21 protein-coding genes and 1 pseudogene are annotated in these 20,600 nt (G+C 60.8%); 8 read left to right on the top strand and 14 right to left on the bottom strand.

The window, feature by feature from the left end:
- Window positions 1-214 precede the first annotated feature (214 nt).
- Both CSQ92_RS07700 and CSQ92_RS07695 read right to left on the bottom strand, forming a co-directional pair.
- The gene (locus tag CSQ92_RS07700) at window positions 215-538 is read right to left on the bottom strand and encodes a hypothetical protein (RefSeq protein WP_143450311.1); all 324 of its coding nucleotides are present in this window, start codon (window positions 536-538) and stop codon (window positions 215-217) included.
- An 82-nt stretch (window positions 539-620) separates the two neighbouring features.
- Complete coding sequence (locus CSQ92_RS07695) at window positions 621-1,880, bottom strand: hypothetical protein (protein ID WP_099393754.1); 1,260 nt, start codon at window positions 1,878-1,880, stop codon at window positions 621-623.
- 171 nt (window positions 1,881-2,051) lie between these two features.
- Here CSQ92_RS07695 and CSQ92_RS29660 point away from each other — a divergent pair.
- The 5 genes and pseudogenes from CSQ92_RS29660 to CSQ92_RS07675 all read left to right on the top strand — a co-directional run.
- Window positions 2,052-2,186: pseudogene (locus CSQ92_RS29660) on the top strand (IS256 family transposase); the annotation flags it as partial.
- A 91-nt stretch (window positions 2,187-2,277) separates the two neighbouring features.
- Window positions 2,278-3,876, top strand: a complete 1,599-nt coding sequence (locus tag CSQ92_RS07690; RefSeq protein WP_034784627.1) for an ABC-F family ATPase — start codon at window positions 2,278-2,280, stop codon at window positions 3,874-3,876.
- Window positions 3,877-4,108: 232 nt separating this feature from the next.
- Window positions 4,109-5,242: a quinolinate synthase NadA gene (gene nadA, locus CSQ92_RS07685; protein ID WP_092604999.1), complete on the top strand. Its 1,134-nt coding sequence runs from the start codon at window positions 4,109-4,111 to the stop codon at window positions 5,240-5,242.
- Window positions 5,239-6,105: a carboxylating nicotinate-nucleotide diphosphorylase gene (gene nadC, locus CSQ92_RS07680; RefSeq protein ID WP_070259452.1), complete on the top strand. Its 867-nt coding sequence runs from the start codon at window positions 5,239-5,241 to the stop codon at window positions 6,103-6,105. Before nadA ends, nadC begins: the two co-directional genes overlap by 4 nt.
- Window positions 6,105-6,869 (top strand): substrate-binding periplasmic protein, encoded by a 765-nt coding sequence (locus CSQ92_RS07675; protein ID WP_099393753.1) that lies wholly within the window; start codon window positions 6,105-6,107, stop codon window positions 6,867-6,869. The genes nadC and CSQ92_RS07675 overlap by 1 nt, the downstream gene beginning before the upstream one ends.
- Window positions 6,870-6,911: 42 nt before the next feature.
- Here CSQ92_RS07675 and ypfJ read toward each other — a convergent pair whose 3' ends face one another.
- Complete coding sequence (gene ypfJ, locus CSQ92_RS07670; RefSeq protein WP_034784624.1) at window positions 6,912-7,802, bottom strand: KPN_02809 family neutral zinc metallopeptidase; 891 nt, start codon at window positions 7,800-7,802, stop codon at window positions 6,912-6,914.
- Window positions 7,803-7,967: 165 nt separating this feature from the next.
- On the opposite strand from ypfJ, the gene CSQ92_RS29315 reads away from it, so the two are divergent.
- On the top strand, window positions 7,968-8,861 hold the full coding sequence (locus CSQ92_RS29315) for a GNAT family N-acetyltransferase (protein ID WP_099393752.1): 894 nt from the start codon (window positions 7,968-7,970) through the stop codon (window positions 8,859-8,861).
- A gap of 9 nt (window positions 8,862-8,870) precedes the next feature.
- Here the strand turns inward: CSQ92_RS29315 and CSQ92_RS07660 are convergent, their stop codons facing one another.
- On the bottom strand, window positions 8,871-9,569 hold the full coding sequence (locus CSQ92_RS07660) for a DAPG hydrolase family protein (RefSeq protein WP_099393751.1): 699 nt from the start codon (window positions 9,567-9,569) through the stop codon (window positions 8,871-8,873).
- A gap of 107 nt (window positions 9,570-9,676) precedes the next feature.
- Here CSQ92_RS07660 and CSQ92_RS07655 point away from each other — a divergent pair, with 107 nt between their 5' ends.
- A complete protein-coding gene (locus CSQ92_RS07655) occupies window positions 9,677-10,351 on the top strand; it encodes a TetR/AcrR family transcriptional regulator (protein WP_099393750.1) in 675 nt (224 codons plus the stop codon).
- Here CSQ92_RS07655 and CSQ92_RS07650 read toward each other — a convergent pair.
- The 7 genes from CSQ92_RS07650 to CSQ92_RS07620 all read right to left on the bottom strand — a co-directional run bounded on the left by CSQ92_RS07650 (window position 10,314) and on the right by CSQ92_RS07620 (window position 15,857).
- On the bottom strand, window positions 10,314-10,994 hold the full coding sequence (locus CSQ92_RS07650; protein WP_099393749.1) for a DNA alkylation repair protein: 681 nt from the start codon (window positions 10,992-10,994) through the stop codon (window positions 10,314-10,316). The two genes, CSQ92_RS07655 and CSQ92_RS07650, sit on opposite strands and share 38 nt — an antisense overlap.
- 184 nt (window positions 10,995-11,178) lie before the next feature.
- Window positions 11,179-11,955: a peptidylprolyl isomerase gene (locus CSQ92_RS07645; RefSeq protein WP_034756072.1), complete on the bottom strand. Its 777-nt coding sequence runs from the start codon at window positions 11,953-11,955 to the stop codon at window positions 11,179-11,181.
- A 116-nt stretch (window positions 11,956-12,071) separates the two neighbouring features.
- Window positions 12,072-12,851, bottom strand: a complete 780-nt coding sequence (locus CSQ92_RS07640; RefSeq protein WP_099393748.1) for a peptidylprolyl isomerase — start codon at window positions 12,849-12,851, stop codon at window positions 12,072-12,074.
- A gap of 113 nt (window positions 12,852-12,964) precedes the next feature.
- Complete coding sequence (locus CSQ92_RS07635) at window positions 12,965-13,267, bottom strand: BolA family protein (protein ID WP_225317325.1); 303 nt, start codon at window positions 13,265-13,267, stop codon at window positions 12,965-12,967.
- Window positions 13,264-13,893, bottom strand: a complete 630-nt coding sequence (locus CSQ92_RS07630) for a septation protein A (RefSeq protein ID WP_034784619.1) — start codon at window positions 13,891-13,893, stop codon at window positions 13,264-13,266. The genes CSQ92_RS07635 and CSQ92_RS07630 overlap by 4 nt, the downstream gene beginning before the upstream one ends.
- A gap of 74 nt (window positions 13,894-13,967) precedes the next feature.
- The gene (gene msrB / locus CSQ92_RS07625) at window positions 13,968-14,369 is read right to left on the bottom strand and encodes a peptide-methionine (R)-S-oxide reductase MsrB (protein WP_099393747.1); all 402 of its coding nucleotides are present in this window, start codon (window positions 14,367-14,369) and stop codon (window positions 13,968-13,970) included.
- A 9-nt stretch (window positions 14,370-14,378) separates the two neighbouring features.
- Window positions 14,379-15,857 carry a protein adenylyltransferase SelO gene (locus CSQ92_RS07620; protein ID WP_180277027.1) on the bottom strand — a complete coding sequence of 493 codons (1,479 nt, stop codon included), beginning with the start codon at window positions 15,855-15,857 and terminating at the stop codon, window positions 14,379-14,381.
- 225 nt (window positions 15,858-16,082) lie between these two features.
- Between CSQ92_RS07620 and CSQ92_RS07615 the strand changes: the two genes are divergently transcribed.
- Window positions 16,083-17,735 carry a 3-(methylthio)propionyl-CoA ligase gene (locus tag CSQ92_RS07615; protein WP_034784617.1) on the top strand — a complete coding sequence of 551 codons (1,653 nt, stop codon included), beginning with the start codon at window positions 16,083-16,085 and terminating at the stop codon, window positions 17,733-17,735.
- Window positions 17,736-17,741: 6 nt separating this feature from the next.
- On the opposite strand, the gene CSQ92_RS07610 is transcribed toward CSQ92_RS07615, so the two are convergent.
- Genes CSQ92_RS07610 through CSQ92_RS07600 form a run of 3 tightly spaced genes read right to left on the bottom strand, consistent with a single transcriptional unit; the run spans window position 17,742 to window position 20,600 of the window.
- Entirely contained in the window at window positions 17,742-19,268 is a 1,527-nt protein-coding gene (locus CSQ92_RS07610) for a chemotaxis protein CheW (RefSeq protein ID WP_257219149.1), read from the bottom strand.
- Window positions 19,255-19,779 carry a chemotaxis protein CheD gene (locus CSQ92_RS07605; protein WP_099393745.1) on the bottom strand — a complete coding sequence of 175 codons (525 nt, stop codon included), beginning with the start codon at window positions 19,777-19,779 and terminating at the stop codon, window positions 19,255-19,257. Before CSQ92_RS07605 ends, CSQ92_RS07610 begins: the two co-directional genes overlap by 14 nt.
- Complete coding sequence (locus CSQ92_RS07600; RefSeq protein ID WP_099393744.1) at window positions 19,776-20,600, bottom strand: CheR family methyltransferase; 825 nt, start codon at window positions 20,598-20,600, stop codon at window positions 19,776-19,778. The genes CSQ92_RS07605 and CSQ92_RS07600 overlap by 4 nt, the downstream gene beginning before the upstream one ends.

Here is a 20,600-nt window from a genome sequence, read left to right as displayed (position 1 = left end):
CTGATTTGTTGTAATTCTGAGTAGGGTTTATGCGGCGGCTGGGCGTCCTGGCAGCCGACGTCTTGCGGAGGCGATGGTTGCATCAGTGCCGGCGGACGGCTTGTTGATTTCAAATGGGCAATAATTCAACTACATTGTTTGATTTGGCTAACTGGCCGCGACGCTATGTCTCTGGGCAAAAAAGTGCCCTGCTTGTCGCTGGCCTGCTCCACGGTCATGGCGCAAGCGCCGCGTGGATGCCGGGGCAGGACACGTTCGGCGGATATCGCTCGCTGGACTGGATCAATCGGGCCCGCAGCAAAAAGATAATGCTGATCGTGCAAGCGACGGCAAGCAGGCCTGGAATGATTGCCGCGCCGACGCAACGACCAAGGCGCAAACGAACGACGTCGCTTTTCTGGCCGCCCTCATCGATCGTGCGATTGCTGAAAGCAAGCTGCTCGGTGAAATGAACCATGACGTTGATACGCCGGCAGCCGCGTGGCAGTTTTTTGAGTCCAGGATGCGCAAGCATCCGGGTGGTAACGACTGAACGCATGCCTGGATCGTGGAGATGCCTGGCATGAGCCGCGGCATGCGCAGCAGTGCCGCGCTGCAGCTGAGGGCCGATGGCGATATTGTCACAGGTCCGACGTTGCGTTTCCCTCGGGAATGACCAGTACGAAATCGTAGCCCTGAATCATGCCTTGGACACTGCTGTCTCCATTCGCCAGAGTTTTCGCCGATCCCAGCAAGGGACGCACGTCGAACAATGACCATTCCTTATGCTCTTTCGCCGCAGCAAAGAAGGGCAATACACCAGCCATGGAGGACTTGCTATCGACTTTTTCAATTTCTGTGGAGGCCGACGCGCGTCCAATGCCCGCAAATTGCGCCTGCTGGCCTTTGAGAGCCAGCACCAGCACATGCAGCGATTTTTGTCCGCGGCCTTCCGCATATTCAGCCAAATAATTGCCGATCTCCCGGCTACCGGCACCAAGCGGGTTATAGCCTCGGAAGACATGAATTGCACCGGCTTTCAGCAACATGCGCTGTGCAGGCGCATGCGTCAAATGGCTGGCCACATACTGTTTCATCAGCCTGGCACGTTGTGTATTCGACCCATATCCTTGTCCCGGAGTCATGTTTTTAGTATAAATGCTGCGGCTTTCAATCAATGAATTTAACATCGCCAAGGCGGGCATTTCCTCAGGTGCCGTGAGCAGCTTCTGCAGCGCGAATAATTCTTCCTCTTGGATTTTTACCATGAAGAGCTCTCTCGGGTCTCCGCTCTCCGACGCTCGGCGATAGTTGTCGCTTTCAAGCTTGCGGAAGGCCTCGATTTTTGCTTTCGCCAAAGGATTAAGCGGTTGCTCAGCCATTTGGTCGAGCAAATATTTCGAAGCGCCCATGAGCTCCTGATCCATTCCCACCAATTGGAACGATGGCCCGGCAGCTTTGGCGATACGGGCCAGGAATTGCGCCTCAGCTTGCCACTTGTAAAAAGCAGTGGCGACCGGATATGCCTGATTAAATGCGGCTATGCCAGCGACGCCAGTATTGGACTTCAACGCTTTTTCCAAGGCACCGGCAACCGCCGGCCCATTTTCGACAATCAGCGTCGTAAATCCTTGACCTGCCAATGCTTCAAAATACGCCGCCGAAAAATTCGCAATTTCTGTAATCCCATGGTCCTCACCGATGAGTACGAATTGGCTTTCCAGGCCCGCATTTATTAATGGTGCCGCGCCGGAACCAACCATCTTTCCATGGTCGATTGCGATAGTCGTGCGAAGGGCAGCCAGGCGGTCCGGCAAAGAAAGCGGCTTATCCGCCGACAATACAGGCATGGCCAAACTGGCCAGCATGGTAAAAATAATCGTGGAACGAAGTTTTCGCATTATTTTTCTCAAAAGGGTGTTCTGGGCGGCGATTTCAGATTGGCGGCAAGGAGAAACTCGGCAATGCTACGGTAAATCAGGGGACGCGACAACTATCCTGATATAACAGGGAGTGAATGATTTTTTGTCGGCGGTCATTTGGCGAGAGGCTGCCGCCATTAAGGAGACAGAATGACCGTATTCAAGCGTAACAAGCGGGCCAGGCCCAAGCCCGAAAGGCGTAAACCGGCTGACAGCCCGCTGGCCAGCTGCCGGAAACCCGAGGATATGAGCGGTGAAAACGGCCTGCTCAGGCAGCTCACCAGGAGTAGTGGTCAGGATAGTGGTTCATGGTGGTTGCTGTATAATGGGAGAAAAGTACCTAACTACCTGTTTTCACTGGATAAAGACCTCACTAATGCTTTCAACCGCAAATATTACGATGCAGTTTGGCGCCAAGCCATTGTTTGAGAATATCTCCGTCAAGTTCGGCGACGGCAACCGCTATGGTTTGATCGGCGCGAACGGCTGCGGCAAGTCGACGTTCATGAAGATCCTGGGCGGCGACCTGGATCCGTCGGGCGGCAACGTCATGCTCGATACCAACGAACGCCTGGGCAAGCTGCGCCAGGACCAGTTTGCCTTTGAAGACATGCGCGTCCTCGACGTCGTCATGATGGGCCACACGGAAATGTGGGCTGCCATCCAGCAGCGCGACGCGATCTACGCGAACCCGGAAGCGACCGACGACGACTACATGCAGGCCGCCGATCTGGAAGGCAAAGTCTCCGAATACGACGGCTACACGGCCGAATCGCGCGCCGGCGAACTGCTGCTGGGCGCCGGTGTCGCCATCGACCTGCATCAGGGTCCGATGAGCAATGTGTCGCCAGGCTGGAAGCTGCGCGTGCTGCTGGCGCAGGCGCTGTTCTCGAACCCGGACATCCTGCTGCTCGACGAGCCGACGAATAACCTGGACATCAACACGATTCGCTGGCTGGAAGACGTGCTCAACGAGCGCAATTCCACCATGATCATCATTTCCCATGATCGCCACTTCCTGAACCAGGTGTGCACCCACGTGGCCGACATGGACTACGGCACCCTGAAGATTTATCCAGGCAACTACGACGAATACATGTTCGCTTCGACCCAGGCGCGCAACCAGCAGCTGGCCAACAACGCGAAAGCGAAAGACAAGGTTGCCGAGCTGCAGGAATTCGTGCGCCGCTTCGCCGCGAACAAATCGAAGGCCCGCCAGGCCACGTCGCGCGCCAAGCAGATCGAAAAGATCAAGGTCGACGACATCAAGCCATCGTCGCGCGCCTATCCGTTCGTGCGTTTCGACGGCGAAAAGAAATTGCACCGCCTGGCCGTGGAAGTCGAAAACATCTCGAAAGGTTTCGACCGCCAGCTGTTCAAGAATTTCAGCATCATGGTCGAGGCGGGCGAGCGCATCGCCATCATCGGCGCCAACGGTGCCGGCAAGACCACCATGCTGCGTTGCATCGCGGGCGACATCGCTGGCCTGCAGCCTGACCAGGGCCGCGTGAAGTGGGCGGAAAACGCCAACGTCGGCTACATGCCGCAAGACCCGACGGAAGATTTCGCCAAAGACACGAACCTGACCGACTGGATCGGCCAGTGGACGAAAGAGGGCGACGACGACCAGGCCGTGCGTTCTATCCTGGGCCGCTTGCTGTTCGGCGGCGACGATGTCAAGAAGGCCGTCAAGGTACTGTCCGGTGGTGAAAAAGGCCGCATGATGTACGGCAAGCTGATGCTGGGCCGCCACAACGTGCTGATGCTCGATGAGCCGACCAACCACATGGACATGGAATCGATCGAATCGCTGAACATCGCGCTGGAAAAATACGCGGGCACCCTGATCTTCGTGTCGCATGACCGCGAATTCGTCTCTTCGCTGGCCAACCGCATCATCGAGATCAAGGAAGATGAAGTGGTCGATTACCGCGGCAACTATGAGGATTACCTCAAGAGCCAGGGTATTGATTAATTGCTGCAGTAACGTTGCGTCGGATTACGCGCTGTGCGCTAATCCGACCTACGCCAGATGCAATCGGTTGGCACAGGCCGGTAGGTCGGATTAGCGTAGCGTAATCCGACATTGCAATGCCAGGTGCAACGCCAACCGCCAGCACCACACCGACGCGCCGCGGTCCTTTCGTTCCGGCGCACCTGCTTTATTGCAATCGTGCCGGTCTATCCCGTTTTTGTTTGACACAGCCATGCAAACTTTAGCCATCAAATCCGTCGAGTATGAACATCCACAAGACGGAGCCAGCTGCACTGCCCACGCCTGGGCACGCACGCCAGCGACGCCTTCCCCGGCTGAAAAAGCCGAACTGATCACGCGCATCAAGCGCCTGCTGATCGAGCGCGAAGCTGTGCTCGTTGCCCACTATTACGTTGATGCCGACCTGCAAGACCTGGCGGAAGCCACGGGCGGCTGCGTCTCCGATTCCCTGGAAATGGCCCGCTTCGGGCGCGACCATCCGGCCAAGACCCTGGTCGTGGCCGGCGTGCGCTTCATGGGCGAAACGGCCAAGATCCTCAGTCCCGAAAAAACGGTATTGATGCCCGACCTCGACGCGACCTGTTCCCTCGATCTCGGCTGCCCGGTGGACGAATTCACGGCCTTCTGCGACGCCCATCCGGACCGCACGGTCGTCGTCTACGCCAACACCAGCGCGGCGGTCAAAGCGCGCGCGGACTGGATGGTGACGTCGTCCATCGGCCTCGACATCGTTGCCCACCTGCATGCGCAGGGCAAGAAAATCCTGTGGGCACCCGACAAGCACCTGGGCTCGTATATCCAGAAGCAAACGGGCGCCGACATGCTGCTGTGGCAGGGCAGCTGCCTCGTGCACGACGAATTCAAGGGCATCGAACTCGATTTGCTCAAGGAAGAGTATCCGCAAGCCAAAGTGCTCGTGCATCCGGAGTCGCCCGCGAATGTGGTGGCGCTGGCCGACATGGTGGGTTCCACGTCGCAAATGATTGCGGCAGCGCAAACCATGGACACGGACACTTTTATTGTCGCCACCGACAACGGCATCCTGCACAAGATGCGTGCGGCCGCGCCGGGCAAGCGTTTCATCGAAGCGCCCACGGCCGGCAACAGCGCCACCTGCAAGAGCTGCGCGCATTGCCCGTGGATGGCCATGAATGGCTTGCTGAACCTGGCCGAAACGCTGGAAAACATGCACAACGAAATCCACGTCGATCCTGCCGTCGGCCAGTTGGCCGTGCGCTCGATCAACCGCATGCTCGATTTTGCCGCCGCCAAGAAGGCGGGCCTCAAGCCAGGCGCGGACCTGGCAAAAGAAACCACATTGTTCCAAGGAATCGGTCCAGCATGAGTACCCTCGTTAATTCTTTCGCCCCTTTCGATCCCGCCCTGGCGCGCGCTTTCGAAGGCAATTTGCTGGCCGCCTTGCTGGAAGACGTGGGCCAGTGCGACCTGACGGGCGAGCTGGTGCCGCCTGACCACATCGTCACGGCCCGTGTCATCGTGCGCGAAGCAGCCGTGCTGTGCGGCGCGCCTTGGTTCGAAGGCATCATGAAAAGCCTGGACCGCAGCATCGACATCGTCTGGCATTACGCCGAAGGCGACATGATGGCGGCCGACAGCGTTGTCTGCACCATCGAAGCGCCGGCGCGCGCCTTGCTCACGGCCGAGCGCAGCGCCCTCAATTTCCTGCAACTGCTGTCGGCCGTGGCCACGGCCACGCGCCAGTATGTCGACGTGATCGCCGGTACCAAGGCGTCCATTTTAGATACGCGCAAGACCTTGCCTGGCCTGCGCCTGGCGCAAAAGTATGCGGTGCGCGTCGGCGGCGGCAAGAACCAGCGCCTGGCCCTGTACGACGGCATCCTGATCAAGGAAAACCATATCGCGGCCGCAGGCGGCGTCAGCCAGGCCCTGGAAAACGCGCGCAATCTCGACGCGGGCGTGCCCGTGCAGATCGAGGTGGAAACCCTGGCGCAATTGCAGGAAGCGCTGGATGCGGGCGCCGTCTCCGTCTTGCTCGATAACTTCAGCAACGACATGATGCGCGAGGCCGTGGCGATCACCAAAGGCCGCGCCTTGCTGGAAGCGTCCGGCGGCATCAATTTCGATACCGTGCGCGCGATTGCCGAAACGGGCGTGGACCGCATCTCGATCGGCAGCCTGACCAAGGATGTGCGGGCCACCGATTACTCCTTGCGCATCGTCGGCTGATGAACGGAGCAGGGCGGCGCCTGCTGGCCCTGGCGCTGCTGGCGCCTGCGCTGGCTGTGCCATCGCAGGCGCCAGCCCGGGAATTGCTGGCCGTGGGGGCGCAGTTCGAGCGCGTGTTCGAGTACCAGGACAGCGGTGAATATGGCGGCCTGGGCGCGGAACTGCTGCGCCTGATGGCGGCGCGCACGGGTAACACCGTGCGTTTTCGCATGGTGCCGTGGGCGCGCGCGCAAGCAATGCTGGTGCAGGGCCAGGCCGATATCCTGATCGGCCCCTACAAGACGCCCGAGCGCATCGCCAGCATGGCGTTTTCCGACAAGCCGTTCTACCAGGACCAGATGGTCTTCTATACGCGCCAGGATGCCAGCTTCGGCTGGGATGGCGACTACGCGGCACTGAAGAACCGCCGGGTGGTGCTGCTCAATGGCTGGGCCTATGGCGCGGACTGGGAGCGCGTACGGCCCGGCTTGCAGGTCAGCGTGGCCAACAATGTGGAAAATGGCTTGAAGATGCTGGTGCACAACCACGTCGACGTGTTTGTCAGCAACCGCCGCAACACCGATCCCGTGATTGCGCGCCTCGGCTATGGACGCCAGGTGAAACCCCTGCCCAAAGTCATAGAACTGCAAAACGGCTATTTCGCCTTCCCCCGCTCGCCCACCTTCGACAAGCTGCGCCTGCAGTTCGACCAGGAGCTGAATAACCTGATCGAGACGGGCGAACTGAAAAGACTGGGCAAGCGCTACGACGTCACCGTGCCCTGATGGATACGCATGCCGGCCCGCAGGGCGGCATGCGTGATGGCACTACAACTGGCGTGCCTCGAACGTATTGCACTGGGAAATCTGGCCGCTTTCGATGCCCTTGGTAAACCAGCGCACGCGCTGCTCCGAGGTGCCATGCGTAAACGAGTCCGGCACGACATGGCCTTGCGACTGGCGCTGCAGCGCATCGTCGCCAATGGCCGTGGCCGCTTTCAGGGCCGCTTCCACGTCGCCCTGTTCCAGGATCTTGCGGTCGGCGTTCGCGTGATACGCCCACACGCCGGCAAAGCAGTCGGCCTGCAATTCCAGGCGCACGGACATGGCGTTGGCCTGGCGTTCCGATTGCGTGCGGCGCGCCTTGTCGACCTTCTCGGACAAGCCCAGCAGGTTTTGCACGTGGTGGCCCACTTCATGGGCGATCACATACGCTTCGGCGAATTCACCCGACACCTTGAAGCGCTGCTGCATCAGATTGAAGAAATCCAGGTCCAGGTAGACTTTCTGGTCGCCGGGGCAGTAGAAGGGGCCGCTGGCGCTCTGGCCCGTGCCGCAAGCGGTCGGCGTGCTGCCGGAAAACAGCACCAGCTTGGGTTTCACATAGCTGCCGCCCTCGGCCTTGAACAGGGCGCCCCACGTGTCTTCCGTATCGGCCAGCACGGTTTTCACGAAGCGGGCCATCTCGTCCGATTCGGGCGGCTGGCGCGCCGGTGCCTGGCTTTGCTGGGTGCTGACCTGGCCGCCACCGCCGCTGAGCAGATTCAGCAAGGTCAAGGGATTGACGCCCAGCACATACGAGCCGACGAGGGCGATGACGATGGTGCCGATGCCGATCGAGCGCCCACCAAAACCAAAGCCGCCCCCGCCGCCGCCACCACCGTCTTCGCCACGGCGATCTTCCACATTGTCGCTTTCGCGATTGCCTTCCCATTTCATGATATCTACTCCTGCTGCGATTTGCGATTGATTGGTGACGCCGCAAGATGTCTCTTGCGGTGAATCTGATAACGAATCTTACAATTATCGCAGCAAACCGCGCCGCGACAGGAGCGACAGTGTTACGCTTTGCAACTTTCCAACCACATCACAACAGGTGCATGCATGGCGCTTGCCAACGATACACTCATTTCGGCCACGGCGGTGGTCCAGGCACAACTGGATGCCTATAACGCACACGACGTGCCGGCCTTGCTGGCCATCTATGCCGATGACGCGCAGCAATTCCAGCATCCCGATACCTTGCTGGCTCAGGGCAGCGCGCAGATCGGCCCCCGTTTCACTGCCCGTTTCGCCGCCAGCAAACCGCATGCGCAGTTGCTGAACCGCATAGCCTGCGGCAAGCTGGTGATCGACCATGAAATCGTCCATGGCGACACGGATGATGGCGTATCGGCGCAGGAACTGGTGGCGACATATGAAGTGGAGCACGGTCGCATCAGCCGTGCCTGGTTCGGCTTTGGCGCGCTGACGCGCCTGCGCGTGGCGCTGCCGGCCGATGTGCCGCAAATGAATGCGCTGATCGCCCGTTCCGGCGTGGAACTGAGTGCGGGGTTTTATACGCAGGAACAGGCCGAGTCCGTGACGCGCCACGTGTTCGGCGTAGATACGCAACTCGTTGCCGACCGGACGTATTTCGTGATCGAACGCGATGGCGCCATGCTGGCCTGCGGCGGATGGAGCCAGCGCGCCACCCTGTATGGCGCCGACCGCGCCAAGAGCGGGCCGGACCCGCTGCTCGATCCGGCCAGCCAGCCGGGCCGCATCCGCGCCTTCTTTGTGGAACCCGCGGCCGCGCGCCAGGGCCTGGGCAGCATGCTGATGCGCCATTGCGAGCGCCAGGCGCTGTCCGCCGGCTTTACCGCCCTGGAACTGGCCGCCACCCTGCCCGGCGTGCCGCTGTACCTGGCCAGCGGCTTTGCCGTCACGGAAGAGTTTCACCTGGACTTGCCCGACGACATCAAGCTGCCGCTGGCGCGCATGCACAAGCGGCTGTGATGTGGCGCTTTACCACGGCAGCGGCGCTTGCTCTCCGTTGGCGTGTTCGCCGTAGTACAGCGAGGGCAGGAAACGCGACAGATAGGTAAATTCGCTGTAGCAATGGCGCAGCAGGTTCAGGCCCAGCACGTCGGGCACGTCGCGCACGGGGTTGAGGCTGTTGCGCCCCAGCAGGAAGCGGCTGCGCAGCACGCAGCCCGTGGGCGTATCGCGCGCCAGGTGCAGCATTTCGCCATCGAGCGGATCGCCGTACGGGTCAAGCACGACGTAATCGCCAAAGCCGATGCGCGCGCAGACGGCGGCCGACAGGGCGCCGCTGTCCTGTGCGCGGCGCAGTTGCTCCGCATCGAACACGTCTTTCGGATCATGGAACTTCAGCTTGGCTTTCACGGGCGGAATGTCGCCCAGCGATTCCACCGCCTCGATCGAGGCGCCGTAGTAACTCTCTCCCTTTTTCCACGCGCCGTTCCAGCCGTGATGGGCCACGTGATCGTGCGGGTGCCACCACTTGATGTGCTGTGTCGTCTCGAAAAACGTAAACCACCAGTCCAGCATGCGCCCGCTGCAGCCGTGCAGCTCGGTGCGCGCCGCCACCAGCAGGCAACCGTCTTGCAGGCGCGTGATGCCCGTTTCCAGGTGCAGGGGAAACGGGTCGAGCAAGTCGCCCGTGTCGGTGATGTTCCATGGGAATTGAATATGCTGCGTCATGTCATTCTCCGTTGTTTGAGTAAAACAATTATATATTAAAGAAACGCATATCGTTTCCTAAATTGGATTCAGTGTAAAATCGTCCATCGATCAAGCTTGGAGCGGGCATGCGGGAAGAAGAGAGCAAGGCTGTGCGTGGACGGGGCCGTCCGGCGCGCCCGCCCGAGGAAGCGCGCGAGGCGGCCGTGCAGGCCGCCACCTGGCTGCTGCTGCACGAAGGCTATGCGGCCACGACCATGGAAGCGGTGGCGCGCCACGCGGGCATGGCAAAGAAGTCGCTGTATCAATATGCGGCCAACCGCGAGGAACTCGTCGCTCTGGTGGTGCGCGGCTGGACGGATGCCTTCCTGCCGGCCATGGCGCAGGATGCGGCCGCGCCTGGCGAAGTGCTGCCCTTATTGAAAGAGATCTTGCAGGCGATAGCGGCGCGCGTGCTGACGGCGGATGCCGTGGGCCTGTTCCGTTTGCTGTGCACGGAGTTTCCCGCCCGCGCCGATCTGCTGGCCGTATATCAGCGCAACGGCATCGAGCGGGGCACGGCCCTGCTGGCCGAGTGGCTGCGGCGCCAGGCTGCGCGCGGCCATCTGGTGCTGCACGATGGGAAGGAACTGGCCGGCTTGCTGCTGGCCATGGTGATCGCCGAGCCGCTGCGGCAGATGGCGCTGGACTTGCTGGCGCCCGTGCCATCCTGGGATGCGGCGCCGCGCATCGACGCCGCGCTGCGCCTGCTGGGCGGCTCGGCCTTCAGCGTGGCTGGTGCTTCAGCGCTTCGCGGCGGCTGAGGGGAGAGAGCAGCTGGCGGTGCGCGTTGGCAAATGTAGTCACCGCCTCGGGCGCGTGGCGCGCGTAATCGCGCAAGGCCCAGCCGATGGCCTTGCGGATGAAAAACTCGTTTTCGTGGGCCAGCGCCAGCGCCGCGTCAAATAGCCAGGCCGCATCCGTGTCGGCGCGCCAGCCCAGCTGGTGCAGCATGGCGATGCGGCGCAGCCAGAAATCGTCATGGCGCAAGGCCGCGTCCATGTGCGCATGGCCATTGCCGCCGCGCAGGTGTTCCGCCTGCAGCACGTCGCCGACAATGCCCGCCATGCCGTCCACGCTGTCCCACCATGCGCGCTGGCGCGCCAGGCCGAGCAGGGCGGGGAGGTGCTCGATGCCCAGCTGGCGCCAGTGCAGGGCCAGCATGTCGAGCGCCACGTGCTGGTATTCGCGTTCCGGCTGCTGCCACAGCCGTTGCGCGTGATCCAGCAGCGTTGCGGGATCGATGCCCTTCAAACCCGCCAGCAAGCCCTTGGCGGCCATCCGCCGCTGCGGCGCGGCCAGGCCAAGGAAAACGAACTGCTCGCGCATATAGGCCTGCATGGGTGCCGCACGGCCCGGTTCAGCGGCCGCTTCCAGCGCGGCCTTCAGTTCTGCATGTAAATCCATCGCATCTCGCTTTTTTCAGACGTAAAAAAAGCGCCCCGAAGAGCGCTCTTGTTCAGCCATCCAAACGGCTGATAGAACCGTAGCGAGCGGCAGCGATTTGTGGCCGAGACGCGCAACCGTGCTGGAGCACGGTGAGCATCGCAGGCCGCAAAGCGCGACGCGCAGTAGCTTATATCAGGCGTTTTTATTGGATTTTGGCTTTCTTCATCAGCTCGTCGCGGTAGGCGGCGAGTTTCTTCTGTTGCAGCGACTCGGCCACTTGACCCTTGACTTCTTCCAGTGCCGGCAACTTCGTCGGACGGGTTTCTTCCAGCTTGATCACGTGGAAGCCGAATTGCGATTGCACTGGCGTTTGCGTGACCTGGCCTGGTTTCAGGGCAACCATGGCGTCGGAGAATGGCTTCACGTACGAAGCTGGGCTAGCCCAGTCCAGGTCGCCGCCATTGGCTGCGGAACCGTCTTTCGATACTTTGGCCAGTTCTTCGAACTTGGCGCCGCCTTTCAGCTTGGCGATGATATCTTTCGCTTCGGCTTCGGTGGCGACCAGGATGTGGCGTGCATGGTATTCCTTGTCGCCCGCTTGTGCCTTGAACTTGTCGTACTCGGCCTTGATTTCAGCGTCCTTGACGGGGTTTTTCTTGACGTAGTCGGCCAGCAGGGCGTTGATGATGATGCTTTGACGGGCATTGTCGATCTGCGACTTGACTTCCGGACGCGTGCCGTAGCCTTGCTTGTCGGCTTCCTGGATCAGCACTTCGCGGCCGATCAGGTCTTTCTTGATGGCTTCGCGCAATTGCGGCGAATCAGCTTGCTTGCCTTGGGCGACGACTTGTTTGACGACCTGGTCAACGCGCGACGATGGGATGGCCTTGCCATTCACGGTGGCCACGTTTTGCGCGAACGCAGGGATCGCTACAACGGCGACCAGGGCTAAGATCAGGCGGGCTGGCTTCAAAATCATGTTCATTCCTAATAAATTTACAAAAACTGATACAAGAGATCGCGACTGCCGTGCAGTTCGCGTTCAGGCGCAGAATACACGACCGGCGCCGAAAAGGGCGCCGGGGAGGTCAGTTCTTATTGAACTTTCGCTTTTTTGATCATTTCTTCCTGATACGCTTGCAATTTCTTTTGCTGCAGCGCTTCGGCGATCTGTGGCTTGACTTCTTCCAGGGTAGGCAGTTTTGCCGCGCGGGTGTCGTCCAGCTTGATCACGTGGAAACCGTTAGGCGTTTGCACCGGGGTGTCGGTGACCTGGCCTTTTTGCAGTTTCACGAAGGCGTCGGAGAATACTTTCGGGAAGGACGATGGCGCTGCCCAGTCCAGGTCGCCGCCGTTGTCGGCCGAACCGCTATCTTTCGATTGCTTGGCCAGGTCTTCGAACTTGGCGCCGCCTTTCAGCTTGGCGATGATGTCTTTCGCTTCAGCTTCGGTGCCCACCAGGATGTGGCGCACGTGGTATTCCTTGTCGCCGGTCTGGGCCACGAAGCGGTCGTATTCCGCCTTGATTTCAGTGTCGTTGACGGGATTCTTTTTCAGGTAGTCGCCGACCAGGGCGTTGATGACGATGGCCTGGCGTGCGTTCTCGATTTGCTGCTTGACGGCTGCATCTTTACCGAAACCTTTGTTTTCCGCTTCTTGCATCAGCACTTCACGGCCGATCAAGTCCTTCTTGATCATTTCGCGCAGTTGCGGCGAATCCGGTTGCTGGCCTTGGGCGACGACTTGCTTGACGACTGCATCAACGCGCGACGATGGGATAGGCTTGCCATTAACAACGGCAACATTTTGCGCAAAAACAGGTACCGCGACAACGGCGAGTAGTGCGATCAGCAAGCGGGCTGGCTTAAAAGTCATTATTAAATCCTGTTAGGGAAAGTTTCGTAAAAAACGCATGGAAAGAAAACGCGTGCATGGCGCTTGCAGCAAACGGCATACCAAGTTGCCCCGGTACGCCAAAAACGCCATCCTTACACTACTTCGGATGGCGCCAGTGCCACAATCGCCAATGCATGTATCTCATTATGCATCATATCGTGCACGGAATCATACACCAGTCGATGGCGCATGACGAGCCTGAGCCCCTCAAATTGACTAGAAATAATCCGCAGATTGTAATGGCCTCCGCCGGAGGCGGCGCCCGCATGGCCCCGGTGGCGTGCCGAGTCGTCTTCCAGCACGCATTCCAGAGGAGAAAGTGCCGTTTCCAGGCGGGTACGAATGCGCTGCATGCGCGTTTCCGGCGCGGTGTTTTCGGTGGTGGAGCTCATCATGCGTCTTCCTTGATATGTTTGGCCAGGAACAGGGTTTGCGCCACGATGAAGGCAAAGAAGATGCCCGTCGCGCCAAACGCCTTGAAGCTGACCCAGGCGGCCATGTCGCCCTTGTACAGCACGAAGGCGACGAACAGGTTCAGTGCGCCGATGGCGCCAAAGAAAATGATCCATGCGGCCAGCAACTGGTTCCAGACGGCATCAGGCAACTGCACTTGCGCTTCCATGGTTTTGCGGATCAGGTTTTTCTTGAAACCCACGTAGGCGATCAGGAGGGCCAGGCCGGACAGCCAGTAGATCAGGGTCGGCTTCCATTTCAGGAAGAAATCGTCATGCAGGTAAATGCTGGCGCCGCCGAACACGACAAAGATGAACAGCGACAGCCACAGCATGCCGTCCACCTTGCGCCCGCGCAGCAGCAGATAGCTGACCTGGCAAGCCGTGGCGACGATGCCGACGAGGGTGGCAAGTATCCACGGCGCCTGGTCGGCCTTGATCAGGCCGCCAGACACGAAGCCGGACAAATATTGCTGCACGAAATCGTGAGTGGCCGCTTCATACATGCCGCCCAGTTTAAAAGCGGCAAAGAAGGCGATCAGGGGGAATAGGTCGAATAGAAATTTCATGGCGAGACTTTACACTGGTCTTATTAGAATCATCTTAGGAATGGCTTAGGAGCAACGCCCAAGCCATTGCCAGATCAAGGCTGCGGATCGAAGCGCAAGGAGGCCGAATTGATGCAATAGCGCAAGCCGGTGGGTGGCGGGCCGTCCGGGAAGACGTGGCCCAGGTGGGCGTCGCAGACGGCGCAGACGATTTCCGTGCGCAGCATGCCGTGGCTGCGGTCGACGATTTCCGTCACATTCGCCGGGTCGAGCGCCTGGAAATAGCTGGGCCAGCCGCAGCCCGAGTCGAATTTCGTATCGGAAGCAAACAAGGGCGTGTTGCAGCAGACGCAGGTGTAGACGCCGTGTTCATGGTGGTCCCAGAACTTGCCCGTGAAGGCCCGTTCCGTGGCCGCGTGGCGCGTGACTTCGTATTGCATCGAGTCGAGCATGGCGCGCCATTCGGCGTCGGTTTTTTTGACTTTATTGGTGGTCATAATGACTCCTCAGGATGAGCAACTGACTTCAAGGTGGCTGGCCCAGTCGGGCGGCAGGGCCGCATAGTGCTGGTGTTCGGGCTGTTCGTCAAATGGCTTTTGCAAAACTTCCAGCAATTTCGCCACTTCGGTGTAATCGTGCTGCTGGGCTTTCTCGATGGCCACTTGCGCCAGGTAGTTGCGCAGCACGTATTTCGGGTTAACCTGGTTCATTGCCGCTTGCCGTTCGGCATCGACGCTGTGCTCCTGCAGCAGGCGCGCGCGGTACGCCGCTGCCCACGTATCGAAGGCGGGGCGGTCGATGAACATGTCGCGCAGCACGGTGTCGTGCTCTGGAGCGGCTATTTCCAGTGTCGCCAGCGCGCGGAAAAAGTTGGTGAAATCCACGTGGTTGGCTTGCATCAGGGCAAACATGCCGTCGAACAGTTGCGTATCGTCGTCATGTTGCGTGCGCAAGCCCAGCTTGGCGCGCAGCAAGGCATTCATCTTCTCCGCAAACGCGGGCTGGTAGCTGTCCAGCGCCGCCTGCGCCTCGGCCACTTCACCGATCAGCGGCAGCAGGGCCTGGCCCAGCGCATAGCAGTTCCAGTGGCCCACCTGTGGCTGGTTGGCGTAGGAATAGCGGCCCTGCTGGTCCGTATGGTTGCAGATGTGCTCGGCATCGAACGCTTCCATGAAGCCGAAGGGGCCGTAATCGAGCGTCAAGCCCAGGATCGACATATTGTCCGTGTTCATGACGCCATGCATGAAGCCCACGGCTTGCCATTGCGCAATCATGTGCGCCGTGCGCACGCAGATTTCGGCCAGCAAGGCTTGATATGGATTTGATGCAGCGCGCAAATGGGGATAAAAACCGTCGATGATGTAATCGGCGAGGATTTTCAGCTCTTCCGGCTTCTTGCGGTAAAACCAGTGTTCAAACGAGCCGAAGCGCACAAAGCTGGGGGCCATGCGCGTCACGACGGCTGCAGTCTCGACGGTTTCGCGCATGATGCCTTGCTGCGAGCCCATGATGGAGAGCGCGCGCGAGGTGGGAATGCCCAGCGCCGCCATGGCTTCCGAGCACAGGAATTCGCGGATGGACGAGCGCAGCACGGCGCGGCCGTCGCCCATGCGCGAATACGGCGTGGCGCCGGCGCCTTTCAGCTGCAGTTCCATCGGACCGTGTTCGGTGGCGATGTCGCCCAGTAGGATGGCGCGGCCATCGCCCAGCTGGCCAGCCCAGACGCCGAACTGGTGGCCTGAATACACGGCCGACAGGGGCAGTGAACGCTCGGCAACCGTATTGCCGCTCAGCAGCGCCACATAGTCGGGCTCGGCCAGACGCGCGGCATCGAGGCCGATGAGGGCTGCGGCAGGTGCGCTGGCGGCCACGAAATATGGGGCGGGCAGGGGCGTGGGCATCAAGCGCGTATAGAACGCGGGCGGCAAGGCCGCAAAGGCATTATCCAGTGGTAAGGTATGAGCGGTGATGGCAATTCCAGTCAGTAAGATGGACCGGCAAGGTGCGCCAGCCTGGAATGCGATTTTACCGCACAGCGCCAGGGCGCGTGGCGGGCGCTGTCGTGGGGAGCAATGGGGTAAAAAACGGAATCAAAAATTCCATGCTGCAATGCAATATCGAAATGCGTTGACGATTTCCGCACGACCGTACGAAACTAAGGAAAATCTTTAACTTCCAACAATAACCGAGTATCCAAACCAGGAGACACGATGTCGGCATTTCCCTTGAGTCCAGTGATGGGCCAGATGATGAATCAGCCCCTGCTGATTTCCAGCATTATCGAGTTTGCAGCGCGTCATTATGGCTGCGGCGAAATCGTGTCGCGCCGGGTGGAAGGCGATCTGCACCGTTATACCTACCGCGATTGCCACCAGCGCACGCGGCGCCTGGCGAATGCCTTGCACGGCCTGGGCATAGGCATGGGCGACCGGGTCGCCACCCTCGCCTGGAATGGCTACCGCCACCTGGAAGCGTACTATGCCGTGTCCGGCTCGGGCGCCGTGCTGCACACCATCAATCCGCGTTTGTTTCCCGAGCAGATCGCCTACATCTCGAACCACGCGGAAGACCAGGTGCTGCTGTTCGACCTGACCTTCCTGCCCGTGGTGGAAAAGATCGCCGCCGACTGCACCTTCGTGCGCCATTTCGTGCTGATGTGCGACCGCGACCGCATGCCCGCCAGCAGCAGCATTCCCGACCTGCTGTGCTATGAAGACCTGATCGACACGCATTCCGACGAGTATACCTGGCCCGTGTTCGATGAAAACTCGGCCGCCGCACTGTGCTATACCTCGGGCACGACGGGCAACCCCAAGGGCGCCCTGTATTCGCACCGCTCGACCGTCCTGCACGCGTATGCTTCGGCCATGCCCAGCGCACTGAACGTGCGCGCCACCGACACGGTCCTGCCCGTCGTGCCCATGTTCCACGTGAACGCCTGGGGCTTGCCGTATTCCGTGCTGCTGTCTGGCGCGCGCATGGTGTTTCCCGGCGCGGCGCTGGACGGCAAGTCGCTGTACGAACTGTTCGAATCGGAAAAAGTGACCTTCTCGGCCGGCGTGCCCACGGTCTGGCTGGGCCTGCTGAACTATGCCTTGCAGAATGACCTGAAATTTTCCACCTTCCGCCGCACGGTGATCGGCGGCGCCGCGTGCCCGCCAGCCATGATGGATACCCTGATCGACAAGTTCGACGTGGAAGTCATCCATGGCTGGGGCATGACGGAAATGTCGCCGTTGGGCACCACGGGCGGCTTGCAGACCAAGCACCTGGCCATGGACAAGGAAGCGCAGCGCGATATCCTGCACAAGCAGGGCCATGCCATTTACGGCGTGGACATGAAGATCGTCGATGACGATGGCAAGGAATTGCCGTGGGATGGCGTGGCCTACGGCCATTTGCTGGTGAAAGGGCCATGGATCATTTCCGCGTACTACAAGAACGAGGGCGGCGAGGTGCTGCAGGATGGCTGGTTCCCCACGGGCGACGTGGCCACCATCGATGCGGACGGCTACATGCAGATCACGGACCGCAGCAAGGACGTGATCAAGTCGGGTGGCGAGTGGATCGGCACCATCGACCTGGAAAACCTGGCCATGGCGCACCCGGCCGTGCTGCAGGCGGCCTGCATCGGCGTGTTCCACCCGAAATGGGACGAGCGTCCCGTGCTCGTCGTGGTGCTGCGCCCCGGCATGACGGTCACGCGCGAAGCGCTGTTGCAATTTTTTGAAGGCAAGATCGCCAAGTGGTGGACGCCCGACGACGTGCTGTTCATCGACGCCTTGCCCATGGGCGCCACGGGCAAGATCCAGAAGAATAAGCTGCGCGAGCAATTCAAGGGGCACAGGTTGCCTGGCTTGTAAAAAAACTTACGCCGCCTGCGGCAGCGCCGAGCCCAGCTTTTCCAGCAGATGGTCGCACTGGAAGACGGACAGGGTCTGGCGTTGCGCCTCCGTGCCGATATCGATCATTTCATCCATCTCGCTGCGCAAGTCGTCATGCTCTCCCGTGCGGATGATTTGCGGCGCCGCAAAGCGCTGGCTGTCGGAGATGGTCATGATGTTGTCGACATGGTCGACGAGAAAGCCGTAGCGCTCGGCGCCCCGTTCCACGATCAAAATCTTGCCCGCGCTGGCGTCCGGCAGGGCCGGCATGGCGTACAGCTGGCGCAGGTCGATGATGCTGATCATTTGCTGGCGCAGGTTGAGCATGCCGCGCATGCAGGCCGGCATGCCCGGTGGCGTGGTGATGGCGCCGCTGAAGTCGATGATTTCGCGCACTTGCCCGATTTCCACGGCGAAGCGGGTTTCCACCGTAAACGTGATGTAGACGCGGCGCTGCGCCTTGCGCGTGGCGGCGCTGCCCGCTTCCGTGTCGGTCGGGTACAGGCGCGCGTGGCCGTCGCGCATCTCGACGATCTCGGCCTGCGACAAGATGCCCTTGTGGTCGAGGAAAATGATGTCGCCCAGACCCTCTTTCGTGATGCAGCCGGCAAACATGGCGGCGCGTGCTTTGCTCAGCAGGGGAATCGGCAGCACCTCGTCGCCAAAGAAATGCACGATGCTGTCGACGGAGTCGACGAGGAAGCCCACGGTCGTATCATCGAGGCGCACGACGATGATACGCTGGTCGCTGGTCGCCGCCGTGCCGGACCCGGCCGCCTGCAGCAGGGCGCCGAAGTCGACGACGGCCACCTGGCTGCCGCGAAAATGCATGCGCCCGAGGCACAGTTCGCTGTTCAGCAGGGAGCTGTGCAGTTCCGGCACGCGGATGATTTCCTGGATGGCCAGCATTTCGAAGGCAAACGTGGCGCCGGCCGCATGGAAGCTGACGCACTGCCGGCGTTCGCTTTGCGCATGGTAGCGGGCCGAACTCAGCTTGGCGCCCGTCGCCTGCAGGGCCAGCACATGGGGTACGTTTTCGATGCGCAGCAGGGCATGCGGATCGAGTACCTGCAGCAGGCGCGCACCGCCGTCGAGCAGGATCGTGCCGGCGATGACGGCGTGGCTGTCGCCGGCCGCATATTGCAGGGCGCTGCGGGCGCTGGCGGGCACGCGCAGGATTTCACCCGTATCCTGGAAGACGATACCGACCAGCACTTGCTGGAAGTCGAGGATGGCGATCTTGTCCGTGGCCACGGCGCGCGGCGCATCGGGGCGGAACAAGCGCCCCAGGTTGACCACCGGAATGACGCTGCCGCGCAAGGTGAACATGCCTTCCAGGTAGGCGGGCGACAGGGGCAGGGTCGTGACTTTCGCGGGGTAATTGACGACTTCGCGGATGCAGCTGGCGGGCAGGGCGAATTCATCGTCACCCAGGTGGAAGGAGCCGAACAGATCGGCGGCCGTTTCTCCATGGGCCTGCGCTTGCAAGCCTGTCGCTTCATGCATATCCATATGCGCCTTCCTTGCGTGGAATTAATTCGGGTTGCGCCACCACATCGGTGACGGCATAGCTGTGGTTGGCGCAATCGATCAGCAACTGACGCCCGTGGCGTCCGCCCAGCGCGCAAAAACTCACCGACAAGCCGCACTGGTCCAGGTATTTTTGCGCTGCTTCCGCATTTTGCCGGCCCACTTGCAATCTCCCATTGCGCGGGCCAAACATGCTGGCGCCGCCCGCCAGCACCACTTCGATATCGGCGTAGTCGGCCTGGCGCACACCCATCATCCGCAACAGCGAGGGCACGGCCTGGCTCACATAGCGTGCCCCCAGGCTGCTGTCGGTGCCTGGCGCTTCCGGCAGCAGGCAATGGGCCAGGCCGCAGCAGGGGCCATTCTTCCAGATGAAACCGATGCCGATGCAGGAGCCGAGCAAGGCTTGCAGCTGCTCGCCATGCGTGCCCACGCTGAGTTGCCCCATGCCAACATGGTGCAGCGGCAAGCTAGGGTCGATGAGGATGTTCATGCGCTACCCGCCTTATAAATCATGGGAAACTCGAATTGATAGCCGGTGCCGAGGCGGGCGATGGTTTCCGACTCGCCCAGGATCAGCCGGCCCTCGTCCTTGAGGCTGAGCCGTGCCTGGCGCAGCACGGTTTCCTGGTGTTCGGCATCGAAATAGATCAGCACATTGCGCAGGAACACCAGGTCGAACTGCCGCGCCGGGCGCAATGCTTCCAGCAGATTGTGCTGGGCAAAGCTGACGTGTTGCCGCAATTCCTCGTTGACCCTGACGCCATGCGGCGAGGGCGTGAAATATTTGCGCAGCAAGTCCGGATGCGACAGGCGGATGCGTTCGACGGAGCGGCCGCTGTACTGGCCGGCCCGCGCCGCGCCCAGGATTTGCTGCGAAATGTCGCTGGCCAGGATCTGGTAGCGGAAAGCGGGCGCTTGCAGCTTGAATTGCTCGCACAGCATGGCGATCGAATACAGCTCCTCGCCGCTGGCGGCCGCTGCCGACCAGATGGACAGGCAGCCGTCCGGATGCTCACGGGCCCAGACGGGCAGGTAGCGGTCGCGGAAGTAATCCCAGATGGACGGCGTGCGGAAGAACAGGGTGTCGTTGGTGGTCACCAGGTCGATGAAATGGGCCACCTCGTCGCGGTCGCTGCTGACGCGCTCCAGGTATGCCTGGTAGCTGTGCAGGGACAGCGCCCGCAGCCGAGGCTGCAAGCGCCGTTCCAGCAAGACGCTCTTGCGCGCCGTCATGGCGATGCCCGTATGCTGGCGCACCAGGGCGATCAGGGTCGTCAGCACCTCGGGCGTCAAGGTGGCCGCATGGCTCAT

It is taken from the genome of Janthinobacterium sp. BJB446, assembly GCF_002735655.1.
In the GTDB taxonomy this organism is placed as follows: domain Bacteria; phylum Pseudomonadota; class Gammaproteobacteria; order Burkholderiales; family Burkholderiaceae_D; genus Janthinobacterium; species Janthinobacterium lividum.
The sequence above is the reverse complement of the archived record's forward strand: the minus strand, read 5'-3'. Positions and strand labels throughout refer to the sequence as shown.